Annotated in this window: 12 protein-coding genes; 8 read left to right on the plus strand and 4 right to left on the minus strand. The window is 71.3% G+C overall.

Annotation, left to right across the window (positions count from 1 at the left end; genetic code table 11):
* Window positions 1-135: 135 nt before the first annotated feature.
* From ACFZDE_RS07425 to holA, 5 genes are all read left to right on the plus strand, one after another.
* Window positions 136-2,805, plus strand: coding sequence for a ComEC/Rec2 family competence protein (locus tag ACFZDE_RS07425; RefSeq protein WP_391198231.1), 2,670 nt, complete (start codon window positions 136-138; stop codon window positions 2,803-2,805).
* A gap of 4 nt (window positions 2,806-2,809) precedes the next feature.
* Window positions 2,810-3,640 carry an arylamine N-acetyltransferase gene (locus tag ACFZDE_RS07430; RefSeq protein WP_391198234.1) on the plus strand — a complete coding sequence of 277 codons (831 nt, stop codon included), beginning with the start codon at window positions 2,810-2,812 and terminating at the stop codon, window positions 3,638-3,640.
* Window positions 3,641-3,813: 173 nt separating this feature from the next.
* The gene (locus tag ACFZDE_RS07435) at window positions 3,814-4,695 is read left to right on the plus strand and encodes a YceI family protein (protein ID WP_390996856.1); all 882 of its coding nucleotides are present in this window, start codon (window positions 3,814-3,816) and stop codon (window positions 4,693-4,695) included.
* A gap of 38 nt (window positions 4,696-4,733) precedes the next feature.
* On the plus strand, window positions 4,734-4,979 hold the full coding sequence (locus tag ACFZDE_RS07440; protein ID WP_097222973.1) for a hypothetical protein: 246 nt from the start codon (window positions 4,734-4,736) through the stop codon (window positions 4,977-4,979).
* A 77-nt stretch (window positions 4,980-5,056) separates the two neighbouring features.
* A complete protein-coding gene (gene holA / locus ACFZDE_RS07445) occupies window positions 5,057-6,046 on the plus strand; it encodes a DNA polymerase III subunit delta (RefSeq protein ID WP_190898619.1) in 990 nt (329 codons plus the stop codon).
* Window positions 6,047-6,424: 378 nt separating this feature from the next.
* On the opposite strand, the gene ACFZDE_RS07450 is transcribed toward holA, so the two are convergent.
* Window positions 6,425-6,850: a VOC family protein gene (locus tag ACFZDE_RS07450; protein WP_391198237.1), complete on the minus strand. Its 426-nt coding sequence runs from the start codon at window positions 6,848-6,850 to the stop codon at window positions 6,425-6,427.
* Between the two features lie 102 nt (window positions 6,851-6,952).
* On the opposite strand from ACFZDE_RS07450, the gene ACFZDE_RS07455 reads away from it, so the two are divergent.
* Window positions 6,953-7,348, plus strand: a complete 396-nt coding sequence (locus ACFZDE_RS07455) for a nuclear transport factor 2 family protein (protein ID WP_390996861.1) — start codon at window positions 6,953-6,955, stop codon at window positions 7,346-7,348.
* 200 nt (window positions 7,349-7,548) lie between these two features.
* Here ACFZDE_RS07455 and rpsT read toward each other — a convergent pair whose 3' ends face one another.
* Complete coding sequence (rpsT, locus tag ACFZDE_RS07460; RefSeq protein ID WP_033306356.1) at window positions 7,549-7,815, minus strand: 30S ribosomal protein S20; 267 nt, start codon at window positions 7,813-7,815, stop codon at window positions 7,549-7,551.
* A gap of 240 nt (window positions 7,816-8,055) precedes the next feature.
* On the opposite strand from rpsT, the gene lepA reads away from it, so the two are divergent.
* Window positions 8,056-9,924 carry a translation elongation factor 4 gene (lepA, locus tag ACFZDE_RS07465; RefSeq protein WP_390996864.1) on the plus strand — a complete coding sequence of 623 codons (1,869 nt, stop codon included), beginning with the start codon at window positions 8,056-8,058 and terminating at the stop codon, window positions 9,922-9,924.
* Between the two features lie 263 nt (window positions 9,925-10,187).
* A complete protein-coding gene (locus tag ACFZDE_RS07470; protein WP_390996867.1) occupies window positions 10,188-12,062 on the plus strand; it encodes an AMP-binding protein in 1,875 nt (624 codons plus the stop codon).
* Between the two features lie 3 nt (window positions 12,063-12,065).
* On the opposite strand, the gene ACFZDE_RS07475 is transcribed toward ACFZDE_RS07470, so the two are convergent.
* Together ACFZDE_RS07475 and ACFZDE_RS07480 are read right to left on the minus strand one after the other, a co-directional pair.
* Complete coding sequence (locus ACFZDE_RS07475; RefSeq protein ID WP_391198240.1) at window positions 12,066-12,521, minus strand: response regulator; 456 nt, start codon at window positions 12,519-12,521, stop codon at window positions 12,066-12,068.
* Between the two features lie 52 nt (window positions 12,522-12,573).
* Window positions 12,574-12,744, minus strand: a complete 171-nt coding sequence (locus ACFZDE_RS07480) for a hypothetical protein (protein ID WP_391198950.1) — start codon at window positions 12,742-12,744, stop codon at window positions 12,574-12,576.
* Window positions 12,745-12,847 lie beyond the last annotated feature (103 nt).

A 12,847-nucleotide genomic window follows, 5' to 3' on the forward strand; every position in this document is an offset into this window, starting at 1 on the left:
TCGGGACCCTCGGGACCCTCGGGACCCTCGGGGCCGGTTGGGCCGGTTGGGCCGGTTGGGCCGGTTGGGCCGGTTGGGCCGGTTGGGCCGGTCGGGCCGGTCGAGCCCGTCGGGTCGGTCGGGTCGGTCGGGCCGATGAGGCAGCCGGGGCCGATGGAGCCGTCGGGGGAGCCGGGGCCGTCGGGGCTCCACCTCGCCCGGTCGCCCGTGCACGCCTCCTCCGGCACCCGTCTCGGCACCGCCCGGCCACGCCAGGAGGGGCCGACGGACCTGCGGCTCGTACCACCCGCCCTCGCCGCCTGGGGCACGGCTGCGCTGATGCTGAACGCGTCCGCGGCGTGGATCTCCGGCCTGGTGATCGGCTGCCTGGTGGCCGTCGGACTGCTGCCGTTGGCCCGGCGGCGCCGGGGCGGATCCTGGCCGCGTGCCTCGGCCGCCGCACTGCTGCTGTGCGTCGCGGCGGCAGCCGCCTCGGCCGGGTTGCACGGGGCGGATCTGCGCCGGGGGCCCGTGCCCGGCCTGGCACGGGAGTACGCGACGGTGACGGCGGAGGTCGAGCTCACCTCCGACCCACGGCTCACCCGGCCGAGGGTCCGGGGCGCCCACGTGGCTCCGACGGCCGTGCTCATCGACGCCGATGTGCGGCGCGTCCAGGTGGCGGGCGGCACGGCGGTGACGACCCGGGCGCCGGTGCTGCTGATCGTGGATGCGGACGCGAAGCCACCCGGCCGGGTCGACGGCGGGCGGTTGCGGTCACCGTGGCTCGGCCTGCTGCCGTCCACGCGGCTGCGGGTCAATGCCGGGCTGGCGCCCGCGATGACGGGCGGCGACCGGGTCGCGGCCGTGCTGCGAGTGCGGGACCAGGGTGCACCGGACGTGGTGGCGGAGCCCTCGGCGCCGCAGCGGCTGGCCGGGCGGCTGCGCGCCGGGCTGCGGGAGGCGACCGACGGGCTGCCGGCGGACCCCCGGGCGTTGCTGCCCGGCCTGGTGGTCGGGGACGCCTCGCGGATCACTCCGGAGCTGGAGGAGGCGTTCAAGGAGACCGACCTCACCCACACGCTGGCCGTGTCCGGGGCCAACTTCACGATCCTGCTCGCGCTGCTGCTCGGCCCGCCCGGCCTGGCGCAGCACGTCGAGCGGCGGGGTCTCGCGCCCCGGCTCGGTATCTCCCTGCGCGGTACGGCGGTGCTCGGGGGTGTGCTCTCGCTCGGGTTCGTCATCGTGTGCCGACCGGATCCGAGTGTGGTGCGCGCGGCGGCCTGTGGAGCCGTGGCGTTGCTCGCCCTGGCGACCGGCCGCAGGCGATCGATGATCCCGGCGCTGGCGACTGCGGTCCTGCTGCTGGTGCTGTACGACCCGTGGCTGGCGCGCAGTTACGGGTTCCTGCTGTCCGTCGTGGCGACCGGTGCCCTGCTCACGCTCGCGCCGCGCTGGAGTGCCGGGCTGCGGCGGCGCGGAGTACCGCCGCGACTGGCCGAGGCGCTGGGGGCCGCGGCGGCCGCGCAGGCCCTGTGCGCGCCGATCGTCGCCGTGCTGTCGGCGCGGGTGAGCCTGGTGGCGGTGCCGTGCAATCTGCTCGCGGAGTTCGCGATCGCTCCGGCGACCGTGCTGGGGTTCGCGGCGCTGGCCACGGCGCCGGTGGCGATGCCGGTGGCGGAGTTCCTCGCGTGGTGCGCCCACTGGCCCGCCGGGTGGATCGCGCGGATCGCCCGGGCCGGGGCGGCGCTGCCGGGCGGGGGCGTGGACTGGCCCGGCAGTTGGGCGGGCGCGGCGCTGCTGCTGGCCGCGACCCTGGTCGTGGTGCTCGTCGGACGGCGGCTGCTCGGGCATCCCTGGTGGTGCGCGGCCTTCGCGGTGCTGCTCGCGCTGGTGGTGGTGCAGCCGCCGCCGCTGACCCGGGCAGTCACGGGCTGGCCGCCGCCCGGCTGGCGGTTGGTGATGTGTGACGTGGGGCAGGGCGACGCCCTGGTGCTCGCGGCGGGCGAGGGGACCGGTGTGGTGGTGGACGCCGGGCCCGATCCGCGGCTCGTCGACCGCTGTCTGCGCTCACTGGGCATCAGCAGGATCCCGCTGATCGTGCTGACCCACTTCCACGCCGATCACGTGGCTGGCCTGCCGGGGGTGCTGCGTGGCCGGGCCGTGGGCGCGATCGAGACGACGGGGTTCGAAGAGCCCGCCGACCAGGCGGCGTTCGTGCGGAGGCTGGCGGCGCAGCGGCGGATCCCCGTGACGCGGGCGGCGACCGGGGAGCGGCGGCGCACGGGGGAGGTGTCCTGGCAGGTGGTGTGGCCGCCCCCGAGCCCGCCGCCGGACCGGCTCCCGAGCCGGCTGCCGGACCGGCCTCCCAGCCCGCCGCCGCACTCGCCCTCGAGCCCGCCTCCCTGGACACCGCCGGGGATGCCTCGAGGAGGTGTTCCCTTCCACCCGCCGGAGCCGGAGGGGCCGAACGACGCCAGTGTCGCCATGCTGGTCCGCACGGCCGGACTGCGTCTGCTGCTCCTCGGAGACCTGGAGCCCCCGGCGCAGCGGGCGCTGGCGAGATCGCCCGCGGCCGAGGCGCTGGAGGGCGTGGACGTGCTGAAGGTCGCCCACCACGGCTCGGCCTACCAGGACCCGGGGCTCATACGCAGGGCGGCCCCGCGGCTGGCCCTCATCTCCTGCGGCGCGGGCAACTCGTACGGGCACCCGGCGCCCGGGACGGTGGCGGCGCTGCGTGCCGGGGGTGCGGCGGTGCTGCGGACCGACCGGGACGGCGCGCTCGCGGTCGCGGGAGGGGGCGAAGAGCTGAGGGTGGCGCGAAACTGAGGGCATGAACTCAGCACAGGTCGATGCCTATCTCCGCCGACTGGGAGCCGAGCCCCCGGCGTGGCCCACCGTCGACGCCCTGCGCGAACTGCACCTGCGTCACCTGCGGACCGTGCCGTTCGAGAACCTCTCGATCCATCTGGGCGAGGAGATCGTGCTGGAGGAGAAGCGGCTGCTGGACAAGGTGGTGGCCGCGCGGCGGGGCGGGTTCTGCTACGAACTCAACGGCGCCTTCGGGGCGTTGCTCGCCGCGCTGGGGTACGACGTGGCGCTGCTGGCGGGGCGGGTGTACGGGGAGGAGGGGCGGCTCGGGATCCCGTACGACCATCTCGCGCTGCGGGTACGGACGGTGGACGGGGGCGACTGGCTGGCGGACGTCGGGTTCGGGGCGCACAGCCACTGGCCGCTGGCGTTCGGGGACCGGGGGGAGCAGAAGGACCCCGGGGGCTCGTTCCGGATCGTCGAGGCGGGGCCGGACGCGGCCGGGGTGCGCGGCGGGCACGGCACGGTGGAGGCGGCGGACCTGGACGTGCTCCGGGACGGCAGAGCGCAGTACCGCCTGGACACACGACCGCGGGTGCTCGGTGACTTCGTGGCCGGGGCGTGGTGGCACAGCACCTCGCCGGTGTCGCATTTCACGCGGTCGCTGGTCTGTTCGCGGGTGACGGAGGAGGGAGGGCGGATCACGCTCAGCGGGCGCAGGCTCACCACGACGGCGGCCGACGGGGCGCGGGAGGAGCGGGAACTGAAGACGAACGAGGAGGTTCTTGGGGTGTACCGGGAGCGGTTCGGGATCGTGCTCGACCAGGTGCCGACACTGCGAAACGGCGTATAGGCGTCCATTCCGGCCAGATGGTGCTACTCATGCGTAGTACCAGCACATGTGCTGGATTCCCGTGATGTGGTCCCGTGTTGCCCCGAAAGCCTCACCGATGGTCGAATGCTTCTTCGGCAAGGTGTGATCAACAGTGATCAACAGCCGCTTTCGGGCCACTCAGGGAGTCGTGGATGATCGGCCGCCGGCGAGGAAGCCGCACCGACCGGGTGCAACGAACGGGCCCCCTGGCGGCGGTGCCGACGCCGCCCGACGCGGGGGTGCTGGTCTGCCGGGTGCTGGACCCGGTCAACGAGCCGGTCAGACACGCGGAGTTCGCGGTCACGGACACCGCCGGGCGGCCGGTGGTCAGCGGGGGAGTGGATCCGTACGGGTCGTTCATGACGACCGTGCCCGCCGGGGAGTACCGGCTCGCGGTGTCGGCGGAGGGGTACACGCCGTACCGTGCGACCGCGCAGGTCGCCGAGAACGCGCTCGCGTCGCTCGGGGACGTGACACTGCAGGTGGCCAGGCCGCCGGAGCTTCCCGACGCCGGGGACTGGGAGATCGAGTCGGCGCACTCCTCGATCGGCTTCACCGCGCGGCACATCGGGCTGGCCCGGATCCACGGGCGGTTCAAGTCGTTCGCGGGGGTCATCCGCGTGGCCGATCCGGTGGAGCGGTCGGCGATGCACGTGGTGATCGACGCGGCGTCCATCGACACCGACATGAGGATGCGTGACGACCATCTGCGCTCGGCGGACTTCCTGGACGTGGCGAACTTCCCGACGCTGGAGTTCTACAGCGAACGGTTCGTGCACAAGGGCGGGAACCGCTGGGCCGTGACCGGGGCGCTGTCGCTGCACGGCGTGACGCGGACGGTCACGCTGGACACGGAGTACCTGGGGCTGGGCAACGGCATGGAGGGCGAGGTGCGGGCGGCCTGCCGGGCCACGACCGAGCTGCACCGGGACGACTTCACCGTGAACTGGCAGACCATGCTGGCGCGGGGCATCGCGGTGGTCGGGCCGAGCATCAAGGTCGACCTCGATGTGCAGGTCGTCCGCAAGGGCTGAGCGGCCGGGCCGCGAGGCGGTGTCGGACAATGTCCGGCGTGAGTGATGTGCGACATGTGCTGGTGCTGCCCGACCGTGACGCCGCGGAAGAGGTGGTGGAGGCGCTGCGGGAGCGGTTCGGGGTCGTCGAGGAGCCGCAGCTGGTGCGGGACGCGCTGGCCGGTGAGGACGACGCCGAGGACGCGCAGTGGCTGGTCGTCCTGCGGGACGAGGACGAGCGGCTGGATCCCGCGGAGCTGGACGGGCTGGCCGGCGAGTGGGAGGGCTGGCGGGAGGAGCCGTAGCGGCTCCCGGTCCCGTGTGCGCGCACGGCCCCGGCCGCCGGGAGTCGTTGTCAGTGGCGCGTGGGATGCTTGGCGCGATGGCCAGGAAGACTGCGAATGACGACCCCCTCGCCCCGGTGACGCTCGCCGTGGGCCAGGAGGACCTGCTCCTCGACCGTGCCGTGCAGGAGGTGGTGGCCGCCGCGAAGGCCGCCGACGCCGACACGGACGTACGGGACCTGACCCCGGACCAGTTGCAGCCCGGCACGCTCGCCGAGCTGACGAGCCCGTCGCTCTTCGCGGAGCGCAAGGTCGTGGTCGTACGCAACGCGCAGGATCTGTCGGCCGACACGATCAAGGACGTGAAGGCGTACCTCGGGGCCCCCGCCGAGGAGATCACGCTGGTGCTGCTGCATGCCGGCGGGGCCAAGGGCAAGGGGCTGCTCGACGCCGCGCGCAAGGCCGGGGCGCGTGAGGTGGCCTGCCCGAAGATGACGAAGCCGGCGGACCGGCTGGCGTTCGTGCGGGGCGAGTTCAGGGCGACGGGCAGATCCGCCACACCGGAGGCGTGCCAGACGCTCGTCGACGCGATCGGAAGCGATCTGCGGGAGCTGGCCTCGGCGGTGTCGCAGCTGGTCGCGGACGTCGAGGGGACGATCGACGAGGCGGTCGTCGGGCGGTACTACACCGGGCGTGCCGAGGCGTCGAGCTTCACCGTCGCCGACCGGGCGGTCGAAGGGCGGGCGGCAGAGGCCCTGGAGGCGCTGCGCTGGTCGCTGGCGACCGGGGTCGCGCCCGTGCTGATCACGAGCGCGCTCGCGCAGGGCGTCCGGGCGATCGGCAAGCTGTCCTCGGCCCGCGGGGGCCGCCCGGCCGACCTCGCCCGGGAGCTGGGCATGCCGCCGTGGAAGATCGACCGGGTGCGGCAGCAGATGCGCGGCTGGACCCCCGACGGAGTGTCGATCGCGCTGCGCGCCGTCGCCGAGGCGGACGCGGGAGTGAAGGGCGGCGGCGACGACCCGGAGTACGCCTTGGAGAAGGCGGTGGTCACCATCGCCAGGGCAGCCCGCAGCAGGGGCCGCGGCTAGCGGGATCCCTGCCGAGTCGGCCACAGGCCAGGGGCTGCGGACCGCCGGGCCGAGTCGGCCGCAGGCCAGGGGCTGCGGGCCCCGGGCCGAGTCAGCCGCAGGTCAGGGGCTGCGGCGGCGGACCTCCGGGCTGTTCGGCCACAGGCCAGGGGCTGCGGGCCCGGGGCCCATCGGCCTCGGTCCACATCTCGGGCCTCGGGGTGTGTCCCGGGCCTCGGGCCCCGGACCTCGCGGCCCACTTCCGCACGGCCCGCCCGCCCCAACGGCGCGCCCCCCACGCGCCCCACACACCCGCCCGACCCCGTTCGTGCCGCACCCGTCCGACCCCGTTCGTGCCACGCCCGTCCGACCCCGCTCGTGCGGCGGGGCGCACGCGCCTCAGAACACCGGCTCCCCCACCCCCAGCAAGTTGCCCTCGCTGTCGTGGAACCAGGCGCCGCGTTCGCCACGGGCGCCCTTGCTCGGGTAGTTGCCCTCGATCTCGGCGATACCGCCGCGGGTGCGGAAGCCGGGGGTGTCGACCTCTTCGAAGACCACGCCGCGCCGCTTCAGCTCGGCCACCGCCGCCTCGATGTCCTCCACCTCCAGCGCCATCTGCGTGAACGTGCCGGGCGAGGTCCCCGTCGAGCGGAACAGCACGAACTCCGCGCCGCCGCAGCGGTAGAGCAGCCCGCCGGGGCGTTCGTCGGCGGGGTCGAGACCGAGTTTCTCCGAGTAGAAGCGCCGGGCCCGTTCCAGGTCCTGGGCGGGGAGCCGGGTCGCCGCGCGGACCAGGGCCGGCGCGCTCCTGTCGTCTGTGTCCATGTCTCCACTGTGCGGTGATCGAGTCGCTCTCCACCTGCCGAGGAGGAGAATCGGGTGTATCAGCCGTACGTCGCCGAGCGAACGGAGAGGTGGCGAGGGGTCATGGCTGAACACCCGCACGCAACGCTGGTCCGCAAGGGATTCGAGGCCTTCTCGCGCGGTGACCTGGACACCCTGCGGGAGCTGATCGCCAAGGACGCGACGCATCACGTCCCCGGCAGCCACCCGCTTTCGGGTGACTTCAAGGGCCAGGACGCGATCATGGACATGTACCGGCGACTCGGCGAGGAGACCGCCGGGTCGATGCGTCTGGATCTGCTCGGCGTCGCGGTCGACGGCCGGGGGCACGCGGTCGGCATCTGCAAGTTCACCGCCGAACGGCAGGGCCGGAGGCTGGAGGACACCGGCTGCATCGTCTTCCGGATCGTCGGCGACAAGGTCACCGACCTCGACGAATGCGTCGAGGACATCGACAAGAACAACGAGTTCTGGTCCTGACGGTCCTGACGGTAATGGCGGGCCTGAACAGGCCGAAGGCCCCGCCGCCCGCCCTGGGGAAGGGCGGGAGGCGGGGCCTCGGTTCAAGCTGCGGGATCCGCGCCCGCGTGGCGAACGCAGGCCGCGCGCGGATCCAGGGGTGCCGGACGGGAGCGGATGAGAGAGGGCCCGCTCGATTCCCTCCGGCGTCACATCAGATGTCAGCCCTTGAGCGCGGCGACCTTCTGAGCCAGCGCCGACTTCTTGTTGGCAGCCTGGTTCTTGTGGATGACGCCCTTCGAGACGGCCTTGTCGAGCTGACGCGCGGCGACGCGCTGGTACTCGGTGGCCTTCTCGACGTCACCCGCGGCAGCAGCCTCACGGGCCTTGCGGATCGCGGTCTTGAGGGAGGACTTGACGGCCTTGTTGCGCAGCCGCGCCTTCTCGTTGGTCTTGATCCGCTTGATCTGGGACTTGATGTTCGCCACGAATGAGCCTTCTCAGGTTCTGGCACGAGGCCGCACGACACCGCACGATTCCCGCACCGGGTGATTTCTTGAGGTCGCGCCTCCTGCGAGAGGGCATGAGGCACAGCCACCCAGGCTACCAGCGGCCCCATCCGCGGCCCAAACCCGTCCGTGGTCCCCACCCATGGGACCATGGAGGCTACGTATCGATCCGACCCGAGACCGCAGACACTGCGGACGCCTCAAGAATCAGGACCCTGCGTGCCCGCGATCCCCAGCCACGTGCCCGAGCCGAGCCGTACCGACCCGGCTCTGATCCGCAACTTCTGCATCATCGCGCACATCGACCACGGCAAGTCCACGCTCGCCGACCGGATGCTCCAGCTGACCGGAGTGGTCGAGCAACGGCAGATGCGCGCCCAGTACCTCGACCGTATGGACATCGAGCGCGAGCGTGGCATCACGATCAAGTCACAGGCGGTGCGTCTGCCGTGGGCTCCCACCCACGACAAGAACGACACGCACATCCTGAACATGATCGACACCCCCGGGCACGTCGACTTCACCTACGAGGTCTCCCGGTCGCTCGCCGCGTGCGAGGGGACCATCCTCCTGGTCGACGCCGCCCAGGGCATCGAGGCGCAGACCCTCGCCAACCTCTACCTGGCGATGGAGAACGACCTCAAGATCATCCCCGTGCTGAACAAGATCGACCTGCCGGCCGCGCAGCCCGAGAAGTTCTCCGAGGAGCTCGCCAACCTGGTCGGGTGCGACCCCGACGACGTGCTCAAGGTGTCGGCCAAGACCGGCCTGGGCGTTGAGGCGCTGCTCGACAAGGTCGTCGCCGAGATCCCCCCGCCGGTCGGTGTCGCCGACGCGCCCGCCCGCGCGATGATCTTCGACTCGGTCTACGACTCCTACCGCGGTGTCGTGACGTACGTCCGTGTCATCGACGGCCAGCTCAACAAGCGCGAGCGCATCCGGATGATGTCCACCAACGCCACGCACGAGCTGCTGGAGATCGGCACCAACTCGCCGGAGATGCTGTCGGCCGACGGCCTCGGCGTGGGCGAGGTGGGCTACCTCATCACCGGTGTGAAGGACGTCCGCCAGTCCAAGGTCGGTGACACCGTCACCAGCCAGCACAAGGGCGCCGAGGAGGCGCTCGGCGGTTACAAAGACCCCAAGCCCATGGTCTTCTCGGGTCTGTATCCGCTGGACGGCTCCGACTACCCGGAGCTGCGCGAGGCCCTGGACAAGCTCCAGCTCAACGACGCCGCGCTGGTCTACGAGCCGGAGACCTCCGCCGCGCTCGGCTTCGGCTTCCGCGTCGGCTTCCTCGGCCTGCTGCACCTCGACGTGATCCGCGAGCGGCTGGAGCGCGAGTTCGGCCTCGACCTCATCGCCACCGCACCGAACGTGGTCTACCGGGTCCTCATGGAGGACGGCACCGAGCACACCGTCACCAACCCCAGCGAGTTCCCCGAGGGCAAGATCTCGGAGGTCTACGAGCCGGTCGTGCGGGCCACCATCCTCGCGCCCAGCGAGTTCATCGGCTCGATCATGGAGCTGTGCCAGACCCGGCGCGGCACCCTGCTCGGCATGGACTACCTCTCCGAGGACCGCGTCGAGATCCGCTACACCCTGCCGCTCGCGGAGATCGTCTTCGACTTCTTCGACCAGCTGAAGTCCAAGACCCGCGGCTACGCCTCGCTCGACTACGAGCCCACCGGCGAGCAGACCTCCAGCCTGGTCAAGGTCGACATCCTGCTGCACGGCGACAAGGTCGACGCCTTCTCGGCGATCACCCACAAGGACGCCGCGTACGCCTACGGTGTGCGGCTCGTCGCCAAGCTGCGCGAACTCATCCCGCGGCAGGCCTTCGAGGTGCCCATCCAGGCCGCCATCGGCTCCCGGGTCATCGCCCGCGAGACCATCCGCGCCATCCGCAAGGACGTCCTCGCCAAGTGCTACGGCGGTGACATCTCGCGTAAGCGCAAGCTGCTGGAGAAGCAGAAGGAGGGCAAGAAGCGAATGAAGATGGTGGGTTCCGTAGAGGTTCCGCAGGAGGCCTTCATCGCGGTTCTGTCCAGTGATGACAGCGCGGGGTCGGGCAAGGGCAAGAAGTAGTCACGGATTACCGTGGGTTACACCGCAATCCGGGTTGAACAGGGGCTCGCCGTGCGAAAGTGCGGCGGGCCCCTGTGCGTGCGCGGGGTAGCTCTCTGTACGAAGTGACAGGCCGCGGACCCTTACGCAGGGGCCGGTCGCCCTTTACTCTGATCCCTGCTCGTTAGTTACTCACGAGTTAAACAACGGGCGTGACCTGCACCTCGTGAGTGCCACCCAGCCGCACCTGAGCCAGCCGCATCGTCGCGGGCCCGGAGGATGTCGTGAGCGACACACAGACCCTGATCGAGAACCGTCCGCCGTCCGTGGCGGGCCTCTTCCTGGAGCGCGTCGCGGCCACGCCGGACGCCGAGGCCTATCGGTATCCGGTCCCCTCGTCCGCGGGCCAGGGGCCGGACGAGTGGAAGTCGCTGACCTGGGCGAAGGCAGCCGAGCGGGTCTACGCCATCGCGGCGGGACTCATCGAGCTGGGCGTGCGTGCCGAGCAGCGCGTCGCCCTCGCCGCCTCCACCCGGCTCGAGTGGATCCTCGCCGACCTCGGCATCATGTGCGCCGGCGCGGCCACGACCACGGTGTACCCGCAGACCAACGCCGAGGAATCCGCGTACATCCTGTCGGACTCCGAGAGCCGGGTGCTGATCGCGGAGAACGCCGAGCAGCTGGCCAAGGCCGTGGAGAAGCGCGCCGAGCTGCCCGAGCTGACGCACGTCGTGGTGATCGACGCGGCCGGTGTGGAGACCGCCGACTGGATCCTCACCCTGGACGAGCTGGAGAAGCGCGGCGCGGCCCGGCTGGAGAAGGACCCCGACCTGATCAAGGAGCGGGTCGGCGCGATCACCAAGGACCAGCTGGCCACCCTCATCTACACCTCCGGCACGACCGGCCGCCCCAAGGGCGTGCGCCTGCCGCACGACAACTGGTCGTACATGGCGAAGGCGATCGCCGCGACCGGGCTGGTCGGCGCCGAGGACGTTCAGTACCTCTGGCTGCCGCTCGCGCACGTCTTCGGCAAGGTGCTGACCTCCGGGCAGATCGAGGTCGGGCACGTCACCGCCGTGGACGGCCGGGTCGACAAGATCATCGAGAATCTGCCGGTGGTGCAGCCGACGTACATGGCGGCCGTGCCGCGCATCTTCGAGAAGGTCTACAACGGCGTGGCCGCGAAGGCCCGGGCCGGCGGCGGTGCCAAGTACAAGATCTTCCAGTGGGCGGCCGAGGTGGCCCGCGAGTACGCCAAGGTCTCCCAGGACAACTTCCGGCGGACCGGGACCGCGTCGGTGCCGTTCGGCCTGGGCGCCAAGCACAAGGCCGCCGACGCGCTGGTCTTCGCCAAGATCCGCGAGGCCTTCGGCGGCAACCTGCGGGCGTGCGTCTCGGGTTCCGCCGCGCTGTCGCCGGAGATCGGCTACTTCTTCGCGGGCGCCGGCATCCACATCCTGGAGGGCTACGGCCTGACCGAGTCCTCGGCCGCGTCCTTCGTGAACCCCGGCGAGGCCTACCGCACCGGCACGGTCGGCAAGCCGCTGCCCGGCACGGAGGTACGGATCGCCGACGACGGGGAGATCCTGCTGCGCGGCCCGGGCATCATGGAGGGCTACCACAAGCTGCCCGAGAAGACCGCCGAGGTGCTGGAGCCGGACGGCTGGTTCCACACCGGGGACATCGGGGAGCTGTCTCCCGACGGCTACCTGCGGATCACCGACCGCAAGAAGGACCTCATCAAGACCTCGGGCGGCAAGTACATCGCCCCGGCGGAGGTCGAGGGGCAGTTCAAGGCGGTGTGCCCGTACGTGTCGAACATCCTGGTGCACGGGGCCGACCGGAACTTCTGCACGGCGCTGATCGCGCTCGACGAGGCGGCGATCACCGACTGGGCCAAGGAGAACGGTCTGGAGGGCAAGCCGTACGCGGAGATCGTCTCCTCGCCGGTGACCGTCGAGATGGTCGACGGGTATGTGAAGCAGCTCAACGAGGGGCTTCAGCGGTGGCAGACCATCAAGAAGTTCCGGCTGCTGCCGCGTGACCTCGATGTGGAGCACGGGGAGATCACGCCGAGCCTGAAGCTGAAGCGGCCGGTGGTGGAGCGGGAGTACAAGCATCTGATCGAGGAGATGTACGAGGGCTCTCGCGAGGCGTAGGCCCTAAGGGGCATCACCCACCCGGCGTCGCAAGTCCTGGACCTCCGTCCTGAGGCGTTCCACCTCTCTGCCTTTTCGGTAGAGGTCCAGGAAGACGCTGACCTTCGCCCTCAGGACCCACGGGTCGAACGGCTTGGTCACGTAGTCCGCGGCGCCGGTCGCGTAGCCGCGGAAGGCGTAGCCGGAGTCGTCGTCGGTGCCCGTGAGGAAGATGATCGGGACGTCGCGGGTCTGGTCGAGGCGTTTGATCTGGGACGCCGTCTCGAAGCCGTCCATGCCCGGCATGCGGATGTCCAGCAGGACCAGGGCGATCGGACGGTGCAGGAGGGCCTGCAGGGCCTCCTCGCCGGAACGGGCCCGGACCAGCGGTTCGTTGAGGGAGGCCAGGACGGCCTCCAGGGCCGTCAGATTGTCCTCCATGTCGTCGACCAGGAGTATGCCGGCGCGATCGGTACTCATGACGGGTGGGGCTCCTCGTTGCCCTCGGGGGCCAGCAGTTCGCACACGACCGTCAGCCACCCCGGGCCGCCGCCGTCGTCACCGCGGCGATGTCCCGCACCTGGGTCATCAGCCGGGACGCCATCGTGGTGGCGGCCCGGCCCATGCGGTGCAGATCGGATGCACGAATCTGACCGTCTTCGTGACGGTCTTCGACCACACGAGTAGCACTGTTCTCACTCATGGCGGCCCACTTCGGTAACTCGGCGCTTATGGGCGGGGCCAGTCTGTCACTCTGTCGGCATCGACTGTGGCGTATTCGTACGAACTGCCCGGGGAGCTGTCCA

The sequence above is a fragment of the Streptomyces sp. NPDC007929 genome (genome assembly GCF_042959065.1).
Classification (GTDB): domain Bacteria; phylum Actinomycetota; class Actinomycetes; order Streptomycetales; family Streptomycetaceae; genus Streptomyces.

Coding starts and splice junctions, on each gene's coding strand:
- ACFZDE_RS07425 (WP_391198231.1), top strand. CDS start 136: ATGAGGCAGCCGGGGCCGATGGAGCCGTCGGGGGAGCCGGGGCCGTCG.
- ACFZDE_RS07430 (WP_391198234.1), top strand. CDS start 2,810: ATGAACTCAGCACAGGTCGATGCCTATCTCCGCCGACTGGGAGCCGAG.
- ACFZDE_RS07435 (WP_390996856.1), top strand. CDS start 3,814: ATGATCGGCCGCCGGCGAGGAAGCCGCACCGACCGGGTGCAACGAACG.
- holA (WP_190898619.1), top strand. CDS start 5,057: ATGGCCAGGAAGACTGCGAATGACGACCCCCTCGCCCCGGTGACGCTC.
- ACFZDE_RS07450 (WP_391198237.1), bottom strand. CDS start 6,850: ATGGACACAGACGACAGGAGCGCGCCGGCCCTGGTCCGCGCGGCGACC.
- ACFZDE_RS07455 (WP_390996861.1), top strand. CDS start 6,953: ATGGCTGAACACCCGCACGCAACGCTGGTCCGCAAGGGATTCGAGGCC.
- ACFZDE_RS07475 (WP_391198240.1), bottom strand. CDS start 12,521: ATGAGTACCGATCGCGCCGGCATACTCCTGGTCGACGACATGGAGGAC.
- ACFZDE_RS07480 (WP_391198950.1), bottom strand. CDS start 12,744: ATGAGTGAGAACAGTGCTACTCGTGTGGTCGAAGACCGTCACGAAGAC.